Genomic DNA, 19,649 nt, shown 5'->3' with positions numbered 1-19,649 from the left:
TTTATTTTAATTTTTATATTATTTAATATAAATCAGAATCTTATGTTGTAAGTGGTGGCTTGCCAGTCAACTGAAAAGCCACCACTTAATCAGATACTATTTTTTAGTTTGTGCTTCTAATAAAAGTTGTTCAATTTGTTGAGCATTTTGTGGTAAGCCTGCGACTCTAGTGCCATTTTCAAGGAAGATTGTAGGTGTCCCACTAATTTCTAGATTTTGTCCTAAAGCAATATTTTTCTGTACAGGTGTTTCACATGTACCTGAATTTTGGGCTAGCTTACGATGTAGCATGTAATCTTCCCAAGCCTCGTATTGGTTTTTTGCACACCAAATTTTATTTGCTGCAGTTTCAGCTTGTGGATGCAGTTTCTTAAGTGGGAATAAAAAAATGTAGACCGTTACATTATCGATAGAGATCATGTATTGTTCAAGTTTTTGACAATATGGGCAATCGGGATCAGTAAAGACATATAAAGTACGTTCGCCTTTACCTTTAATGTGCTTAATCGCTTGCTTGAGAGGAAGTTGTTTTACATCAATTTTACTCAGTTCAGAAATACGATCTTCTGTTAGGTTTTTCTGATTTTTTACATCGAGTAAATTGCCAAAGAAAAGATATTTAGCATTTTCATCTGTATAGATAATCTTGCCAGACACATAGATTTCATAAATTCCATTTAATGGAGATGAGGTGACTGAAGTAACGGGGATATCTGGATAATTTTGTTTAAAGTTTTGTTCTAAGGTTTTGCTATCAGCATGTACTATTTGTAAGCTTAATAGACTCAGTGATAAGGCTGATAGCCAAGTTTTGATGGTTATTTTCATTTGACAGAGATATTGTTGAGAATAGTCGAACAATAGCGCTCATTTATATTTTCGACAAGAAGTGAAATCAGAATTTATTTTAAATATGGTCGTATTGCCAATTGCAGTAATTCAATCAGCTCGGGATCCATATAGTGATATTCATCTGGTATATCGAGCACGAACACTTTCTTATGTGGTAGCTGTTTGAAAAATTGTTCTTTAATCTGTTGTTTGTGTCGAGATTCCATCACAAAAATTTGTTCAGCCCATAGAATATCTTTGATTGAAATCGTATGTTTAGCATTGCGACTGGTTCCTGCTGAACGGGTATGTAGACCATACCCGTTTGCGAAAATACGTTCGGCTGTTGGGCTGCGCCATTGATTGCGACTGCAAATAAAGAGAGTATTCAATTCAGTACCAAATTAATGATTAGTGTTATTAATAAAATCTTCTAAACTTTCGAGTTCAGGTACTCCCACAATTCTATGACCTTTAGAATTAAATATCGTTGGTGTTAGATTAATCCGATATTTTTTAGTCATTATCATATTTTGATCTATAGGCTGATCACATGAATTATTTCTTTGATTAGGTTTATCGCCATCTAATAAATAGGTTTTCCATGCTTTAATCGGATCTTTTGAGCACCAAATATTCTTAGATGTTTCAATCGCTGAGGGGTGTAGATGTGTTAAACCCATAGGGAATGTATAGATCGTTATGTTATCCACCTCTTCAAGAATACCTTGTAAGGCCTGACAAGCAGGACAATCTGGATCGGCAAAAACATATAAAACTCTTTCACCATTTCCTTTGATCTCTTTTAATGCATTTGCAGTGGGTAGTTGTTTGGGGTTAATTGCATAATGCTTTTGATAGTTGAAGTCCGCTATGTTGTGCATATTTTCAAGATCAATAATATCTCCAGAAATTAAATATCGACCAGAAGCATCTATCCATATAGAGCCTCTGATGTTTGAAAGAGTATAAAGATCTGGGATAGGTGTTTTATCTATAAATTCTGGTTTTAATTCATTAGGGAGACTTTGGATTCTTTGATTAATTTTTTCTGTGTTAGCAAAACTAGATTGCATATTAAATAAAGCGGTAGACATCGTAATCATAAAAATTAATATAGATTTAAGCACGGGTAATTCCAATAAATTGAATAAAATAAAAAGTATTTGTTTTAAATAAGAGTATATGCTTAATTTTAATTAAAGGATCTTATTTATAATTAAAAAGCCCTAGTAAAAGGGCTTTTGTTTAAAACGATTATTGTGGTCGTGCTACATCACCATTTAATACTTCTGGTAAATCCAAAACCTTTACACCAAGTTCTTCTAAAGCTGCTGGTTTTGCAATTACAAGTGCGATATAGCCATCTTCAAATGCAGCACTATTCACAATCTCAACATCTTTACTTAGCTGGCTAGCAGGAGAAGGAACAGTATCTTTGGCTTGGATTAAATGTAACCAATGTTTTGGTTTTGCTTTAAACCATAGACGTGCCACAATTTCCTGACCTAAATAACAGCCTTTATCAAAATGTACACCATCACGTTGATGCAAACGTAGTTCTTGTGGTTGAAATAGGTGTTCTGTACTTTGACTAATCCATGCTTGACCTGACTGAATCGCTTGAATTTGCCAAGCATCGATGTCTGTCTCTACAGAAGAAAATTCAGTCTGAATGCCATTTAATGAAGGAAAAACAGATCCTATTTCTTCTAATTTCATTTTTGAAAAAGCACCAAACTTTTTAATATGTTTGGAAAACTCTTCGGCTTGATCTTGGGTGGTTACAAGTTCAAAACTTTCTGGATTTAATCTTTTAATCCATAGCCCAAAATGAATACGTCCTTTTAAGTCACAAATAGCGGTATAGCGATTTTCATTTTCAGGGAGACGTTCTACATGAACAGTCACTTGACCCTGTAGAAATTTTTGCGCATCTACACCATTTAAGCTAAAAGCAGTAAAAGCAAGCTGACTCATAGATTAATCCTAAAGCTGCGTTCTTATCACTAAATATGGAGTGCTATTTTGCGCCATTTTTTACAAAAAAGCAGCTTTAGATTCTAGATATTCGGGTTCAATTGAGCGATTGAAGGAGTAGTATCTCACCACTAAATCGCTATGATAGATGCACGAGTTAAAAATAACTTAGTCGGAGAATAATAATGAGTGGAACAGTACAACTACATCGTGTATTTAATGCACCGCCAGCTCGTGTTTTTAAAGCCTTTCTCGATCCAGATGCCTTGGTAAAGTGGATGCCACCTCATGGTTTTACTGCCAAAATCCATCACTTAGACCCACAAGAGGGTGGAACATACAAAATGTCATTTACTAACTTTTCAACTGGACAAATTCATTCATTTGGAGGGACTTACATTGAGCTTATTCCGAATGAATTATTACGCTATACCGATAAGTTTGATGATCCTAATTTACTAGGTGAAATTCAGGTCACAATAAAATTAAAATCGGTGTCAGTAGGAACCGAAGTGCATATTATTCAAGAGGGAATACCTGATATTATTCCTATTGAAGCGTGTTATTTAGGTTGGCAGGAATCTCTTTATTTATTGGGGTTACTGATTCAAGCTGAAATTCCAAATGAATAACAACTCTTTAGCTTAATTCAAACTAGCTAAATTTTTAATATTTAATCATATTGGGGAATATTATGTCTGAAGAAATTCTTGAACATAGAGAACAATTAGCTCGTATTGCCATGCGCGAAGCTTTAGAAAATCAACAAGCAGAAGATAGTGTGGAGTTATTTATTCAACATCACCTTGAAGAAGTTGAACCTGAATATTGGGAAAAATATTTTGACACATCAAAACCTAATTTATTGCAAATTTTAGAGTTACTGGTATTAGATTCACGATGGGATGATGGTGATCTGGAAAGTTATGAAATTTTAGATTTCACCTTACCAGATGAGATCACAAATTACGTTATCTGCGTTAGTTTTGATTCAAAAGGGCAGGTTGTTGATATTTCAATGGAAAGCTGAAAAAATTGTGAGATGTGGGGTAGGCTGATGTGAAAATTGAGATTAAACGTATTTATGATGTTTTAGAAGCGACTGATGGACAGCGTATATTAGTAGATCGATTACGGCCAATGGGAATATCGAAACAGCAGGCACATTTAGATTTATGGCTTAAAGATATTGCCCCCTCAGCTGAATTGAGAAAAGCGTTTTGTCATAAGGTTGGACATTTGCTGAGTTTTCAGGAAGGGTATTATGGAGAGCTTAAAGTAACCCTTATGTAAATCAGCTTAGAGACATGGCACAGCAACAGCAAGTAACACTCATTTACGCAGCTAAAGATCCTAAGCTTAATTATGCCCTAGTACTTAAAAATTACTTAATTGGATAAGCTATTCAAGCTTAAATTTTGAAAAAATGCATCTATCGATCATAATAGTGGTTTTGAGATGTTTTTATGTCTTTCCCACACTGCCCAAAATGCCAATCAGAATATACTTACCAAGATGGCGACTTATTGATCTGCCCTGAATGTTCACATGAATGGAAAGAAGGGGAGACATCTGCTTCAGAGCAACAAGAGATTATTAAAGATGCTAACGGTAATATTTTAGTTGATGGTGATAGCGTCACTGTCATAAAGGATTTAAAAATCAAAGGCTCATCATCTGTAGTTAAAGTTGGAACGAAAGTGAAAAGCATTCGTTTATTAGTTGATGCGAATGATGGACATAATATTGATTGTAAAATCGATGGGATCGGTGCAATGAAATTGAAATCTGAGTTTGTAAAAAAGATTTAGTTCAAATCATTTAAGGGGGTATGTCAGTGCCCCTTTGCTATTCAAAAACTTACCAAAAGTGAACAATAAATCATTTTCTATTGGTATAAAAAATAATCTATAAATAAAGCTATAACAATCAAAACAACTCAAATAAAAGAGGTATTTATGGCAGGATGGTTTGAGGTAAATCAAGCAAGTGATGGTCAATATCGTTTTGTACTTAAGGCTGGGAATGGTGAAGCTATTTTGAATAGTGAACTTTACAAAACCAAAGCATCCGCTTTAAATGGGATTGCATCCGTTCAAAAAAATAGTTCAGATGAAGCGCGCTATGAAAAACTAACCTCAAAAAATGATAAAGCTTATTTTAATTTAAAGGCGGCTAATCATCAGGTGATTGGTACAAGTCAGCTTTATGCAACTGAGCAATCTCGTGATAAAGGGATAGAATCTGTTAAAAATAACGGCTCTTCAGAAACAATCAAAGATCTAACAGCTTAAGCTTTCAATAAAAAAGCCGTTTATTATTAAACGGCTTTTTTATTACTAGGATAAAGATTAGCCTACAAGTTTAGCTAAGAGTTCATCTTTACCTAAATTGCTTGCTTCAAGATCGCGACGACCTTTGTACTCAAAAGTGCCTGCATCAAGACCTTTTTCACCGATGACAATACGATGAGGAATACCCATTAATTCAAGATCAGAGAATTTTACTCCTGGGCGTTCATTACGATCATCAAGCAATACATCATAGCCTTGAGCCTGTAATTCAGCATAAAGCGCTTCAGCGGCTTCAAGGGTGCGAGGTGATTTATGCGCATTCATTGGCACAATCGCAATGTCGAATGGAGCAATCGCTTGAGGCCAAATAATTCCTTTGTCATCAAAATTTTGTTCAATTGCCGCTGCAACTACACGTGTTACACCAATTCCATAACATCCCATTGTAACAGTGAATGGTTTGCCATCTTCACCGAGTACTTTACACCCTAAAGCTTCTGAGTATTTTGTACCGAGTTGGAAAATATGACCGACTTCAATACCACGTTTGATTTGAAGTGTACCTTTACCATCTGGAGAAGGGTCGCCTTCAACAACATTACGTAAATCATAAACTTCGGTGAATTTTGCATCACGCTCCCAGTTCACACCTGTCGCATGTTTATCGACTTCATTTGCACCAGCAACAAAGTCAGATAATACGGATGCAGCACGATCCACAATCACGGTTAAGCCTTTTTCAACTAAACCTTGTGGACCGCAGAAACCTGCTGTTAAACCGTGTTGTTCTAATTGTGCTTCAGTTGCAAATGCTAAAGGTGCAGCAATTAAAGGATGCTTTTCAGCTTTAATATCATTTAATTCGTGATCACCACGTAAGAATAGAGCAACAACTGGTGTATTGCCAATTTCATCTGTTTGACCTTGTACAAGTAAAGCTTTTACAGATAGTTTTGCATCACTGTTTAAAAATTTGCAAACATCGGCAATTGTTTTCTGATTTGGTGTATCGACTAAGGTCATTGTTTGAGCAGGCGCAGCACGCTCACCGACTAACAATGCTTCTGCCATTTCAACGTTAGCGGCATAATCAGATTCAGTGGAAAATGCGATATCATCTTCGCCACTTGCAGCAAGTACATGAAACTCGTGTGAAGCAGAACCACCAATAGAACCTGTGTCTGCCTGTACTGGACGAAAATCTAGCCCAAGGCGTGTAAAAATACGGCTATAGGTGTCATACATGACATCATAGGTTTCTTGTAGCGATGCTTGAGTTGCATGGAAAGAATAAGCATCTTTCATAATAAATTCACGAGATCGCATTACACCGAAACGTGGACGAATTTCATCACGGAATTTAGTCTGGATTTGATAGAAATTTACCGGTAATTGCTTATAACTTTTCAGCTCATTGCGTGCCAAATCTGTAATGACTTCTTCATGAGTAGGACCAAGCACGAATGGATTATCATGACGATCTTTGAAACGAAGTAATTCTGGACCGTATTGTTCAAAACGACCAGATTCTTCCCAAAGCGCAGCAGGTTGAGTGACAGGCATAAATACTTCTAATGCGCCTGAACGGTTCATTTCTTCGCGAACAATCGCATCTACTTTCTTTAAAACACGTGTTCCCATGGGCAACCAAGAGTATAAACCAGAAGCTAATTTACGAATCATCCCCGCACGTAACATGAGCTGGTGCGAAATGACTTCAGCATCATTTGGGGTTTCTCTTAACGTTGCAAATAAAAAGCGGCTTGCGCGCATGGAAACTGTCCTAAAGTTAAGTGTTATTTAGAAATACTCAAACGAGCAAAATCATTTACTCGGGTTTAAGCAATTGGCATTATGACATGAATCATTGAATTTCGTGTAATCTAAAGCAAGCTGAATGAATTAAAACTATGAAAAGTTAGATTTAATATTTTTGAGAGACCATGCAAGAAAAATTTTAAGTCTATTGTGTTTCTTGTTCAATATTTTTTAAACGGTTAATAATATCAACATAATCTGTTTCAGTTTTATGATATGCATTACGTAAACTTTCTACTGTTCTTTTTACATTTTCAATATTCTTGGCATTATTGTCCAAATTGTTTTTGAGTTGAGCGGGGAGCGTTTCTCCCTTACGATGATATTCCATCTCTTGTCGCTTAAATCCAATTTTGTCTTGTTGTAGCTGTTGTAATTGTTCTTGTTGATAATTAAGTTGCTTTTTCAAATTAGCCAAAATTTGATCTCTTTTTGTTGCCGCTATTTTTGTATTTCCATAAGCACGTTTTAATCTCATATCTTGTTCGCGTTGACGTGCCATAGATTCGCGACGAGAAGATTGTTGTACATCTACTGTTGCGTTATAAGCACGGTTGCGTTTGATCACTTGCATATTACGATCAAGTGCTTCATAACCATAACGAATATGTTCAGGCGTAACTGATGTACTCACATTAGCCACACCATTTTTATCATAATAACGATACCATACAGCTCTAGGCTGCTCTGTAGCTGCAAAACTTGAACTGCAAAAAATCAATAAAAAAAACGCGCAAATGTAATTACGAGCAATCGTTGTAAAGTGGCTAATGCCGAAACCGCACTTTAACGAACCAGTCATTACATTCCCCGGAAAAAGTTAACTAAATCACTTATTTTTAAATAATAATCAGTTGTATATTAGTAGCTATTTAGACAATTAAAAATAGTTAGTATACAAAAAATTTAGGAATTTGACGAAAAGTGTGAGCAATTTGTTGTTGTTATCAAAAACTGACAGGTTGGTTCAAAAAACCTCATTGATAATGCAAGTAAAGATATGTTAAAAATATCAACTGATCTGTATAAAACAAATTAAACCAACCATAATTTGTATTGAGTGAATGGGGCAGGACAATTAAATGGAAGATAAATTTCAAAATTTGAAGGTAATGGTGATTGACGATTCAAAAACGATTCGTCGTACAGCTGAAACGCTTTTACAACGAGAAGGTTGTGAGGTGATCACCGCTGTTGATGGTTTTGAAGCATTATCAAAAATTGCAGAAGCAAATCCTGATATCGTGTTCGTCGATATCATGATGCCTCGTTTAGATGGTTATCAAACCTGTGCACTGATTAAAAATTCTTTAAATTATCAAAATATCCCAGTGATTATGTTGTCAAGCAAAGACGGTTTGTTTGATCAGGCTAAAGGGCGTGTTGTGGGTTCTGATGAATATTTAACTAAGCCATTTAGTAAAGATGAGCTGTTAAATGCGATTCGTAATCACGTTAGCGCATAAAATTTAAATTGAGGAAAAAATGGCTCGTATACTTATTGTAGATGATTCACCTACTGAAACATTTCGCTTTAGAGAAATTTTGACTAAGCACGGTTATGAAGTTTTAGAAGCAACCAATGGCGCTGACGGTGTCACAATGGCCCAAGCAGAACTACCAGATCTCGTATTAATGGATGTGGTAATGCCAGGAATGAATGGTTTCCAAGCGACACGCCAAATTAGCAAAGGTAAAGACACGCAGCATATTCCTGTTGTGATCGTAAGTACCAAAGATCAGGCAACAGATCGTGTTTGGGGTAAGCGTCAAGGTGCTTGTGATTATTTGACCAAGCCGATTGATGAGCAACAGCTAATTGATGTGATTAAACAATTATTAAGTTAATTCGTACGAGCCTTTTCATTACTCAATACGGGATAGGGTATGGCAGCAAATGGATTTATCGAATTGCTTCGCTTATCCAAGCGAGGCAACAAACAATATGCTTCAACTCAAAATGAAGTCAGCCGTTGGTCTGGTATCGCATTTGAGATGTTAGGGCAATATTTTGTTGCACCATTAGGGGAAATTTCGGAGGTGATTTATCCTCCAAAATATGCCCCTGTTCCTAATACTCAGGCATGGGTACGTGGTTTGGCAAATATTCGTGGTCGATTGCTTTCAGTTTCTGATTTAACACATTTTATTTCAGGACAACGGAGTCAGTTTTCACCAACACAAAAAGTAATATGCATTAGCCATCAAGACCATTATGTTGGCTTGGTTGTCGACCAAGTTCTTGGGATTCAGCACTTTAATAAAAAGAGTTTCTTTTCACAAAGTGCTGATCTAGATAATAAATTGAAAGATTATTGTCAGGGATACTTCCATCAACATAATCAGCAATGGCATGTGTTTTTACTGAGTCGGTTGTTGCAGAATCCTCAATATATGAATGCATCAATTAAATTTATAAACTAATTTGATACGCTACGGAAAATAAACGCGTATTCAGGGGAGAAGCTGACATGGGCTTTAAACTTAAAAAGAAAAATGGTAGTAGTGGTGATAGTACTGGTCTTAAGAGTGGTGGTGCATTTTTAGAGAATGCTCGAACGCAAATTGATCAGTTTTCTCGCTTATTTGGTGAAACTGAAAAGTCGAAACCAATTCTATACCGTGTGATTGGTGCTTTAGCTCTTGCAGTTATCCTCTTAATTTATTTATTCGTGAGTGTGCCTCGTCATAACCAGTTAACTCGTAGTTTGGGTGAGTTACGCTTGTTATCTCAGATGATTTCTCGTCAGGCAACTGAGGCAACGGCATCTGGTACACCTGAAGCAATGAAAAGTTTAGTTGAATCTAAAAAGCGTTTTGCTGAGAATTTAGAGACGGTTGAAAGTGTATATGGTACTGGTTCAGAAGAGTACAAAAAAGCAAATGCACTTTGGACGAGTGTTTCTAAGAACATTGAGTTAATTGCTTCGCAACAAAAAGTCATTAATCAATTATACGATACAAACATTTCGATCAGTGAAACGATTCCTGAAATTCAGGCTGAATATAACTTGATGGTTGATCAGATGGTTCGTGAGAACATGTCAAGTAGTCAGGTAATTATCACAAAAAACCAAGTGTTTATTGCTGAACGTATTTTACGTTCGATTAACTCTGTTTTAGTTGGTACCGATAACTCAAACGTTTCGGCAAACGACTTTGGAGCAGATATTGATACCTTTGGTGTTTATTTAAATGCACAATTAAATGGTAGTACAGAACTTGGTGTAGATCGTATTGCTTCTCCTGATTTACGTGAGTCTGTAGATAGTATTAAATCTGATTATGATGCGGTATTGAAATCAGCGGCAGCAACAGTATTACAAAACGCAAACCAAATTGTTCGTGTACGCCAAGCATCTTCGCAAATCTTTTCTCAATCTGATGCGTTATTAACGTCATTAAACGATTTATCTAACAAAGCAGAGGGTGGTTGGAGTAACGTTATTGCAGGTGTTGTATTAATTGGTGCGTTAGGTCTATTGTTTTTCTTTGCACTACAATTACTTACTCTACGTAGTAATACAGATAAAGAGCGTGTAACTCGTCTACAAGATGAATATGACCGTAACCAAAATGCAATTTTACGTTTACTCGATGAAATTGCCGACTTAGCAGATGGTGATTTACGTTCATATGCAACAGTATCAGAAGATTTTACTGGTGCGATTGCCGACTCGATTAACTTCGCAATCGATCAATTACGTGACCTTGTATCTCGAATCACTGAAACATCTCAAGAAGTTGCTCGTTATACTCAAGATACTCAAGATATTACCAACCAATTAGCAGAAGCTTCTGAACATCAGGCACAAGAAATTGCAGGTGCATCAGCAGCGATGAACGAAATGGCATTGTCGATTGACCAAGTATCTTCGAATGCATCCGAGTCTGCTGAAGTAGCACAACGTTCTGTACAAATTGCATCGAATGGAGCAGAAGTTGTAAACCGCTCGATCGAAGGTATGGATAACATTCGTGAACAAATTCAAGAAACTTCAAAGCGTATTAAGCGTTTGGGTGAGTCTTCTCAAGAAATTGGTAACATCGTATCCTTAATTAATGATATTGCCGACCAAACCAACATCTTGGCATTAAACGCAGCGATTCAAGCATCCATGGCGGGTGAAGCAGGTCGTGGTTTCGCAGTCGTAGCCGATGAAGTACAACGTCTTGCAGAACGTTCTGCATCAGCAACGAAACAGATTGAAAGCTTAGTAAAAACCATTCAAACAGATACGAACGAAGCTGTTATTTCAATGGAACAAACGACGTCAGAAGTTGTTCGTGGTGCGAACTTGGCAAAAGATGCGGGTATTGCACTTGATGAGATTCAAACCGTATCTGGTGACTTGGCTAAATTAATTGCGAGCATTTCTGATGCAGCAAAACTTCAGTCTGCATCAGCAAGTCACATTGCAACGACGATGAATGTTGTACAAGAAATTACGTCACAAACGACTACAGCAACGTTTGATACAGCTCGTTCGGTTTCTGAATTGGCAAATATGGCTGAATCATTACGTGAATCTGTAACTGACTTTAAGCTACCTGAATAAGCAGCAAAGGGGAGGCAGAGTATATCTGTCCTTTCCCTTTTTTGAAGAGATGTAGAATATCTCTACAAGATGATGACTAACATGGAGCTACATCTTGTGTGATAGATACACGTAATTTTTAGCCACAATTAGTGGATAAAAACGAAAGAAGCCGCTATGAAAGAAATATTAAAAACGTTAGTTGAAACGATGACGCTTCCTGAAGATAGTTATCTTGAGCAAGATGCAGAAATTCTTGAAATTTTTATTGAAGAATTAGATGAAATCTTTGTTGAGTTAGAGCCATTAATCGTTCAGTGGATTGAACAGCCAAATCAACAAGATGTGCTCACAGATATTCGCCGACATTTCCATACCTTAAAAGGTTCTGGAAGGATGGTTGGTGCCAAATCTTCAGGTGAATTGGCGTGGACGGTTGAAGATACTTTAAATCGAGTACTTGCAGGGACAGTGTTGTTGAATTCAGATATTCAACACTATGTAAAAGCGATTTTTAATATCTATCGCTTTAAACTTGTACATGATTTTAAATTGGTTCAAAAACATCAGATAGATTTAAAACCTTTAGTTTTATTAGGTCAACAACTACAGCAGCAACTTAGTATAGAACCAGCGCTAGCCGAGTTATTACAATTATCGAATATGCTGAATGATAACGCTGCAACTGGTCTCGAACTGATATCTGTAAATATGGATACTATCGTAGAAGAGAATACTGTTGATGTAGCATATTCAGAATCTGTATTTATAGGCCATTCGTTAGATGATGAAGCGTTAATCAAAGAAACATTATCGATTTTCTTGGAAGAAGCAGAAGATCATTTGACTACGATTGATCAATTTTTACTAAATGATCGCCCGACAAATGATAATTATAATACGCTAATTCGAGCGCTTCATACTTTACGTGGCAGTTCTGCTATGGCGCATGTTGAGCATGTGTTTGAAGCAAGTTCGAAAGTTGAAAATTTATTCAAAACATTATTGCAAGAAGAGCTTGATTCAAGTTCTGATGAAACGGCACTTTTGACCCATTACGCACAGTTTGTTCGTGACTATTTGCACACCTTGAAACACCAAAGTTCACAACAGAAATTTGAAGAAATTTATAATACTTTCAATGTTGCATGGGATAGCTACGATTTCCAATTAGAAGAAAAACAAGGTGAATCTTTACGTCCACAGGGTCTAGTTTCACAATTACTAGAATTGAATATCAATGATCTTCTTGACGTTGAGTTTGATTTTGAGAAACGTGCGCGTACTGAATTTCCTCAATATATTCAACTGTTAAGTCAGCAAACTGAAACTTTATTAGAACATACCCATCATCATGCGACGATTGGTATGTATCAATATACAAGTTTGTTACGTTCTAGTTATCAAGATCTGCTATTTAAGCCAAATTTACTGAATCTTGATTATGCTTTTGAACTGTATTATCAAGTACATCAACAGTTTATTCAATTGTTTGATACCTTGGCTGCAGGGCAGCGCGTGACTTTAACGAAGGCACATGAACTTGTATTAAATGAATTGAGTTCATTTACACAGCAAAATATTGAGTTCTTGGAAGTTCCTGTAATTGAGCAACAAGCAGGTTTAGTTGAAGCACCGATTGCTGAATTTGAGTCCTCTAATAACAAAGTTAATGTGAGTGATTTAGCTGCACAATTTGCTTTAGATAAACAAAGCTTACAATCAAGTGATTCAAATCGTGACTTTGATCCGGACTTGTTAGATATCTTCCTTGAAGAGGCTGATGAGTTATTGGTTGGTATTGATGCTGATCTAAATACATGGACAACTGATCAACAAAATGTAGGTGCATTGAAAAACTTGATGCGATATTTGCACACCTTAAAAGGTGGTTCAAATATGATTCAAGCACGTCATATTGGTTTAATTGCACATGAATTGGAAACAATTTATGAAAAACTAATCAATCAGCAGTTACAACCGAACCCACAATTAATCGCAGTCATTCGTGCAGTACAAGATGATATTGCAGATCGAATTCAAACCATTCGTGATAAACAAGTCGATTATCCTGCTACACACGCGTTGAATGTATTAGCAAACCAAGATTCAGCAAGTGTTGCATCAGCGGTTATTCCTGTTGACGACGTTGAAGAATTGGATAGTTTGCATACAGCCACTGTGGAAACCACGGTTGATTCGATTGTTTCTGTAAATACGTTAAGAACTGAAACACATAATGCTGTTGATGTGAGTGATTTAGCTGCACAATTTGCTTTAGATAAACAAAGCTTACAATCAAGTGATTCAAATCGTGACTTTGATCCAGACTTGCTAGATATCTTCCTTGAAGAAGCTGATGAGTTATTGGTTGGTATTGATGCTGATTTAAATACATGGACAGCTGATCAACAAAATGTAGGTGCATTGAAAAACTTGATGCGATATTTGCACACCTTAAAAGGTGGTTCAAATATGATTCAAGCACGTCATATTGGTTTAATTGCACATGAATTGGAAACAATTTATGAGAAATTAATCAATCAGCAGTTACAACCGAACCCACAATTAATCGCAGTCATTCGTGCAGTACAAGATGATATTGCAGATCGAATTCAAACCATTCGTGATAAACAACTCGATTATCCTGCTACACACGTACTTCAGTTGCTTCAGCAAGCAGATCAATCTATTGATTTTACTCCGTCATCACCTGCTATTTTTGAGCCTGTAGCCGAAAATCATGTTGACGCTGTGGTCGAAATGGATGATCTCACGGACTTATCAATTGATGAATTCTCATTGGTCGAAGTTCTAGAAGATACTTCAAATGCTGAGATTGTTCGTGAAGTTGCGCTAGATGATGATGTTCGTTCTCTTGTTGAGCAAACATTCTTAGAAGAAGCGGAAGAACTACTTGAACAAGCCAAAGGTCTATTAAGACAATGGTTTGATCAACGTGGTAATCGTAGTTTGCTCTTACAGTTACAACGTAATGCCCACAGTTTAAAAGGTGGTGCACGTATGGCTGAGTTAGATGCAATTGCGATTGTTGCTTATCATCTCGAGAATGCATTTGAACAGTTTGGTGTACATCATTTCAATTCAAACGTTTACGATAATCTTCTCAATACAGCACTGGCTTGGTTGAGTGATGCGATTTTCAAACGTCAATATGCAAACTTTGATGGATTAAAACAAAGTTTAGAGAATATGGAGTTTGTGGATGTTTCAGCACAACTTCCACAAAAGCTCTCAGCTAAAGATATTTTCACTCCAGAATATACAATGGAGTTTGTTCAAGGTGATGGTACTGAACCTCCATCAATGTTAGGTGAATGGGAAACAACCGAACGTATTGAACAAAATAATGAGATGATTCGTGTCTCTGCTGACGTCATTGAGAAAATGATTGACTTGTCAGGTGAGAATGCGATTAACCGTTCGCGTATCGAAATGGACCTTGGTCAATTGGGTGGTACGTTAACGGAGATGGAGCTCGCGATCAAACGTTTGGCAGATCAGTTACGCCGAATGGAAGGTGAGTTAGAAAGTCAAATTATTGCACGTCATGGTGGTGAGAACTCTCGCTACGCAGATTTTGACCCATTAGAGATGGACCAATATTCATCTTTAAATCAGTTGTCAAAATCTCTTGCGGAATCCGCTTCGGACTTGGTTGACTTTAAGACCACGCTTTCTGAGAAGATCCGTGATACTGAAGGCTTGTTATTACAACAATCTCGTATTCAAGCAGAAATTCAAGAAAGTTTGATGCGTACCCGATTGGTACCATTCTCTCGATTATTGCCACGTTTACAACGTATTGTTCGTCAAACAGCATCGACTTTAAACCGACCAACAGAATTAATTGTTAACAATACTGAGGGTGAATTAGACCGTAGTATTTTGGAAAAATTGGTTGCGCCATTTGAACATATGTTGCGTAACGCGATTGACCACGGTATTGAAGACAGAGAGCAACGTTTACAAGCGAAGAAACCAGAAACTGGACATATCGTTTTAGACATTGGTCGTCAGGGTACTGATATTGTTGTGACATTTAGTGACGATGGTAAAGGTATCGATGTGAATCGCATTAAAGATAAAGCGATTCAAACAGGTTTAATGACTAAAGAGCAGAAACTTGAACATGAAGAAATTCTGCAATTTATCTTCCATCCAGGTTTTAGTACGGCTGCACAAGTTACACAAATTTCTGGGCGTGGTGTTGGTCTAGATGTAGTTCAGAGCGATATTAAAGCGCTTGGCGGTCATGTGAGTGTGAACTCTGTTTTAGGTAAAGGAACAACATTTACCATTCGAGTACCGACTACAGTAGCTGTAAGTGATGCCTTGATGGTAAAAGCGGGCGATCAACAGTTTGCCTTCCCACTTGCACAAATTGACCGTATTGTTCGTATTTCACCTGCAGCATTAGAACAATACTTTGAAAGTAAAGACGATTATTTCAAGATCGATCAAGAAAGCTATCGTTTACGTTATTTATCTGAGTTTGTTGCTGGGCAGCCGATTCCTCGTTTGCATGGGGTTGTTCACTCATTGCCTGTATTGTTGGTTAAAGGTGCACAGGGACAAACGACAGCATTACTTGTTGATCAGTTAATTGGTTCTCGTGGACAAATTGTTGTAAAACCTATTGGACAACAGTTCTCAAGCATCGGGGTGATTGCTGGTGCGACGATTATGGGTGATGGTCAGGTATGTTTGATCTTAGATGGTCAAAATATTGCTCGACAAGCACAGTCTACAGCACGTAGTAAACAGGCTGATGAAACTTATACCAAACAGCGTTATGATGAACGTCGCTTGATTATGATCGTCGATGACTCAGTAACTGTACGTAAGGTAACTTCGCGTCTATTAGAGCGTCAAGGTTATGATGTTGTGACTGCGAAAGATGGTGTGGATGCGATTGAGCAGCTTGAAACCATTAAGCCAGATTTGATGTTACTTGATATTGAAATGCCACGCATGGATGGTTTCGAAGTAACAAACCTTGTTCGACATCATGAATTACATCGCGATTTACCAATTATCATGATTACATCACGTACGGGTGAAAAGCATCGTGAACGTGCTTTATCACTTGGTGTAAGTCAATATATGGGTAAACCATTCCAAGAAGAAACACTCTTGGAAAATATTGAAAGTTTACTAACAGTGCGCTCATGAGGTAAAAATTAATGGTAAAAAAAAGCGCAAGCTCAGGTTTGGGGCAAATTGACCAACAAGAGTTACAACATTTAATTACGGTATCAACAGGGTTTATTGACGCTTATATTATTAAATGTCATGAAAAAGTTCCGATGCTGCTACCACAGAATATCGTGTTATCAGCTATGGATACACAAACCAATATTGATCATGTTGAATGGCATGATCTCAAGCTTCCTATTTATGCTGTAAATGATCCAGCAAATAAAAATGGGGTAGCGTTGGTAGTTGAAGGTGATGACGTTTCAGAACGATTTGCTTTGGTTTGTAATGAAATGCCTGAATCTATTCGTTTACGTATTTCTGAAATTGTAGATGAAGAAAAAGACATTGATGACAATAACGTATTTAAATATGTCAAGATTGGGGAAAAACAGTTTTATGTCCCTCATCTACAAAATATTCAAACCCAACTAGGGTTATAAATAAAAAAGGAACTCAAAAGAGTTCCTTTTTTATTGCCTCAACTTGTATGTTAAGCAAGTAATTCAACTAAAATTTGCTCATAAATCTCAGCAAGTGGCTCTAAATCATCGACATTTACATGCTCATTGATTTGATGGATTGTTGCATTTAATACGCCTAATTCTAGAACTTGAGCGCCCGTAGGTGCAATAAAGCGACCATCTGACGTTCCACCACTTGTTGATAGAACAGTTTCAACACCAGTCACATTTTTGATCGCTGTTTTTGCAGCATTCACTAATTCACCAACAGGGGTGAGGAATGGTAAACCTGATAGTGTCCACTGAATATCATAAGTTAAATTATATTTATCCAAAGTCTCAAGTACGCGTTGTTTGAGAATTTCAGCTGTCACTTCAGTTGAGTAGCGAAAGTTAAAAGTAACTTTTAGTGTGCCTGGGATTACGTTGGTTGCACCTGTTCCAGCTTGTATATTTGAAATTTGGAAAGAGGTCGCAGGGAAATATTCATTACCATTATCCCAAACAGTATCGCACAGTTCAGTTAAAGCCTTCGATGCTGAATGAATAGGATTTTCTGCTAAATGAGGGTAGGCCACATGTCCTTGTTTGCCATGAACAGTCAAAATAGCATTCAAAGAGCCACGACGACCATTTTTGACGATATCGCCTAATTGATGTGTGCTCGATGGTTCGCCTACCAAGCACCAGTTCATTTTTTCGTTACGTGCTTCTAAAGTTTCAATGACCTTCACTGTTCCGTTGATTGAAGGACCTTCTTCATCAGATGTAATCAAAAATGCAATAGAACCTTTATGGTTCGGATGCTTCGCAACAAAACGTTCAGATGCAACCACCATTGCAGCCAGTGCTGTTTTCATATCTGCTGAACCACGACCATATAATTTACCATCACGGATACTTGGTAAAAATGGATCTGAATTCCAAGCATCTAAATGGCCTGTAGGAACGACATCTGTATGACCTGCAAAACAAAAAACAGGTGCTGTAGTGCCTCTGCGTGCCCATAAGTTATCAACATCTTCAAAACGCATGTTTTCGATATTAAAGCCAATTTTTGCTAAACGCTCGGCCATAATATTTTGACAATCATGGTCAACAGGGGTAACAGAAGGTTGGCGTAGGAGCTGTAAACTAAGTTCAAGAGTATCGGAATGGTTCATGCGAGATGTGGTTAAATCTGGTGAAATCTGAACCGATATAATAGGGGAATATGATAGAGAAAGGTATGCAAAAATAAACCTTATCTATGTTTAGATAAGGTTTTGCGAAGGGTATTCACTAAAATTACATTTTATCCTGAGTTTTTTCAGCAGTTTGAGTAACTTTGTCACCTGCTTTAGATACATCCTGCCCAAAACCCTTAAATGTATTACAACCAGTTAAAACAAAAGTAGCCATGATTGAAGCAACTAAGATTTTTTTCATCATCTTCTCCGTTTAAATGTAATTATGATGTTCTTAGAGGCTAAGAAAAAATGCAGAAAATAAACATAATGGTTTGATAGTAGAAGTGTTATAAAATGTTACTTTATAAAAAATAATCTGATGAAGAAGACCTAATGAATAATAAAGAGGGTTGGCGAAACATATAAAAAGAGGGACTAGGTGTATCATGATAATAAAGACCATTTGTCCACCATGTTGCATTTTTTGAGGATGCTTGCTGATTAGGACATAACCATTCATGACGTTGTAATCGATAGTAATCTGTTGTGGGAATATTAGTTCCCCATAATCCCAGACGTCGGGACGAGTTGACCCAGTTAGGGAGTGCAAACTGATTCAAATCAGTTGGTAAATATAATTGCCCTTTCATAACTGCAAATTTTCGTTGAATCTGATGATGATTTGCATCCGTAAATTGAAATTGACGTTGAGTGAAGTGCTTCAATTTTCTTTGTAATGTGTCTTCTCGATTTAACCCATACCATTGCGCTAAGTCTAAGTTACTTTCGCCTAGGTAATACTTTAGCGCAACTTCCCAGTGTTCAGTTTCTTGCGTGTCTTGATTTAAAATGACGAAATCTAGTTCACCTAGCGTAACCGATCCTGCAATTTTTTGAATGCTATGACCTAAAAGTTGATAGGGATGATACTCATCATCTAATAACCAAAACCAAAGTAAGTTCTCGAATCGTAGCCCAAGGCGAGTACTCTTGAGTCTTGCAAGAAAATCAATGAGGGATTGCGGATGTTGATCAAGTTGTTTTAAGCGTTTTTCGTAACGTTCATAATGACTTTGCCAGATTTGATCAGAATGGAGCTCAAAAGTATATTTTATCTCTAAATCTGGCGGGATTCGAGCTAGAATATTTGGACTCGCGATGCAAAAAGCCAAATGACGTACTATAGGATTCTTAAACTGCAACCAAGGTTCAAAAAAAATGGTCGTACTCATTAGGCTAGACATGCTGTTACTCAATCATGGAAATAATAAGTTAAGTTTAAGAAAGAGCAATAAAAACAATTTATACTAGCATGGTTGTAAACATGTGTTGGTT

19 protein-coding genes and 1 pseudogene are annotated in these 19,649 nt (G+C 36.9%); 11 read left to right on the top strand and 9 right to left on the bottom strand.

Going from position 1 to position 19,649, the window contains the following annotated elements; genetic code table 11:
• Window positions 1-96: 96 nt before the first annotated feature.
• From O1449_RS11725 to ygfZ, 4 genes are all read right to left on the bottom strand, one after another.
• Window positions 97-828: a DsbC family protein gene (locus O1449_RS11725; RefSeq protein WP_269238407.1), complete on the bottom strand. Its 732-nt coding sequence runs from the start codon at window positions 826-828 to the stop codon at window positions 97-99.
• Window positions 829-902: 74 nt separating this feature from the next.
• Window positions 903-1,223 (bottom strand): low molecular weight protein tyrosine phosphatase family protein, encoded by a 321-nt coding sequence (locus O1449_RS11720; RefSeq protein ID WP_269238406.1) that lies wholly within the window; start codon window positions 1,221-1,223, stop codon window positions 903-905.
• Window positions 1,224-1,235: 12 nt separating this feature from the next.
• Window positions 1,236-1,928, bottom strand: a complete 693-nt coding sequence (locus tag O1449_RS11715) for a DsbC family protein (RefSeq protein WP_442865257.1) — start codon at window positions 1,926-1,928, stop codon at window positions 1,236-1,238.
• A gap of 160 nt (window positions 1,929-2,088) precedes the next feature.
• The gene (gene ygfZ / locus O1449_RS11710) at window positions 2,089-2,811 is read right to left on the bottom strand and encodes a CAF17-like 4Fe-4S cluster assembly/insertion protein YgfZ (RefSeq protein ID WP_269238405.1); all 723 of its coding nucleotides are present in this window, start codon (window positions 2,809-2,811) and stop codon (window positions 2,089-2,091) included.
• A gap of 185 nt (window positions 2,812-2,996) precedes the next feature.
• Here ygfZ and O1449_RS11705 point away from each other — a divergent pair, with 185 nt between their 5' ends.
• The 5 genes and pseudogenes from O1449_RS11705 to O1449_RS11685 all read left to right on the top strand — a co-directional run bounded on the left by O1449_RS11705 (window position 2,997) and on the right by O1449_RS11685 (window position 5,105).
• Window positions 2,997-3,443 (top strand): SRPBCC family protein, encoded by a 447-nt coding sequence (locus O1449_RS11705; protein ID WP_269228589.1) that lies wholly within the window; start codon window positions 2,997-2,999, stop codon window positions 3,441-3,443.
• A gap of 62 nt (window positions 3,444-3,505) precedes the next feature.
• On the top strand, window positions 3,506-3,841 hold the full coding sequence (locus O1449_RS11700; protein ID WP_269238404.1) for a DUF2004 domain-containing protein: 336 nt from the start codon (window positions 3,506-3,508) through the stop codon (window positions 3,839-3,841).
• A 29-nt stretch (window positions 3,842-3,870) separates the two neighbouring features.
• Window positions 3,871-4,211: pseudogene (locus O1449_RS11695) on the top strand (DUF488 domain-containing protein).
• Window positions 4,212-4,277: 66 nt separating this feature from the next.
• Entirely contained in the window at window positions 4,278-4,622 is a 345-nt protein-coding gene (locus tag O1449_RS11690; RefSeq protein ID WP_241283108.1) for a zinc ribbon domain-containing protein YjdM, read from the top strand.
• Window positions 4,623-4,769: 147 nt separating this feature from the next.
• Window positions 4,770-5,105: a YegP family protein gene (locus tag O1449_RS11685; protein ID WP_269228585.1), complete on the top strand. Its 336-nt coding sequence runs from the start codon at window positions 4,770-4,772 to the stop codon at window positions 5,103-5,105.
• Window positions 5,106-5,162: 57 nt separating this feature from the next.
• Here the strand turns inward: O1449_RS11685 and O1449_RS11680 are convergent, their stop codons facing one another.
• Window positions 5,163-6,878 (bottom strand): proline--tRNA ligase, encoded by a 1,716-nt coding sequence (locus O1449_RS11680; RefSeq protein ID WP_269238403.1) that lies wholly within the window; start codon window positions 6,876-6,878, stop codon window positions 5,163-5,165.
• Window positions 6,879-7,068: 190 nt separating this feature from the next.
• The gene (locus O1449_RS11675; RefSeq protein ID WP_269228583.1) at window positions 7,069-7,725 is read right to left on the bottom strand and encodes a hypothetical protein; all 657 of its coding nucleotides are present in this window, start codon (window positions 7,723-7,725) and stop codon (window positions 7,069-7,071) included.
• A gap of 280 nt (window positions 7,726-8,005) precedes the next feature.
• Between O1449_RS11675 and pilG the strand changes: the two genes are divergently transcribed.
• The 6 genes from pilG to O1449_RS11645 all read left to right on the top strand — a co-directional run bounded on the left by pilG (window position 8,006) and on the right by O1449_RS11645 (window position 17,124).
• Window positions 8,006-8,389 (top strand): twitching motility response regulator PilG, encoded by a 384-nt coding sequence (gene pilG, locus O1449_RS11670; RefSeq protein ID WP_004652356.1) that lies wholly within the window; start codon window positions 8,006-8,008, stop codon window positions 8,387-8,389.
• A gap of 19 nt (window positions 8,390-8,408) precedes the next feature.
• Complete coding sequence (locus O1449_RS11665; protein WP_004664659.1) at window positions 8,409-8,771, top strand: response regulator; 363 nt, start codon at window positions 8,409-8,411, stop codon at window positions 8,769-8,771.
• Window positions 8,772-8,810: 39 nt separating this feature from the next.
• Window positions 8,811-9,347, top strand: coding sequence for a chemotaxis protein CheW (locus O1449_RS11660; protein WP_269228582.1), 537 nt, complete (start codon window positions 8,811-8,813; stop codon window positions 9,345-9,347).
• 47 nt (window positions 9,348-9,394) lie between these two features.
• Window positions 9,395-11,482: a methyl-accepting chemotaxis protein gene (locus O1449_RS11655; RefSeq protein WP_269238402.1), complete on the top strand. Its 2,088-nt coding sequence runs from the start codon at window positions 9,395-9,397 to the stop codon at window positions 11,480-11,482.
• Window positions 11,483-11,638: 156 nt separating this feature from the next.
• Window positions 11,639-16,657, top strand: a complete 5,019-nt coding sequence (locus tag O1449_RS11650) for an Hpt domain-containing protein (protein WP_269238401.1) — start codon at window positions 11,639-11,641, stop codon at window positions 16,655-16,657.
• Between the two features lie 11 nt (window positions 16,658-16,668).
• Entirely contained in the window at window positions 16,669-17,124 is a 456-nt protein-coding gene (locus tag O1449_RS11645; protein ID WP_269228579.1) for a hypothetical protein, read from the top strand.
• A 50-nt stretch (window positions 17,125-17,174) separates the two neighbouring features.
• Here O1449_RS11645 and dapE read toward each other — a convergent pair whose 3' ends face one another.
• The 3 genes from dapE to O1449_RS11630 all read right to left on the bottom strand — a co-directional run bounded on the left by dapE (window position 17,175) and on the right by O1449_RS11630 (window position 19,558).
• Window positions 17,175-18,308, bottom strand: coding sequence for a succinyl-diaminopimelate desuccinylase (gene dapE / locus O1449_RS11640; protein ID WP_087548326.1), 1,134 nt, complete (start codon window positions 18,306-18,308; stop codon window positions 17,175-17,177).
• Between the two features lie 124 nt (window positions 18,309-18,432).
• Window positions 18,433-18,576: an entericidin A/B family lipoprotein gene (locus O1449_RS11635; protein ID WP_269228578.1), complete on the bottom strand. Its 144-nt coding sequence runs from the start codon at window positions 18,574-18,576 to the stop codon at window positions 18,433-18,435.
• A gap of 100 nt (window positions 18,577-18,676) precedes the next feature.
• Complete coding sequence (locus tag O1449_RS11630; RefSeq protein ID WP_269238400.1) at window positions 18,677-19,558, bottom strand: DUF1853 family protein; 882 nt, start codon at window positions 19,556-19,558, stop codon at window positions 18,677-18,679.
• Window positions 19,559-19,649 lie beyond the last annotated feature (91 nt).

The organism is Acinetobacter sp. TR3 (assembly GCF_027105055.1).
Classification (GTDB): Bacteria; Pseudomonadota; Gammaproteobacteria; order Pseudomonadales; family Moraxellaceae; genus Acinetobacter.
This window is presented reverse-complemented; position numbering and strand designations above follow the sequence as displayed.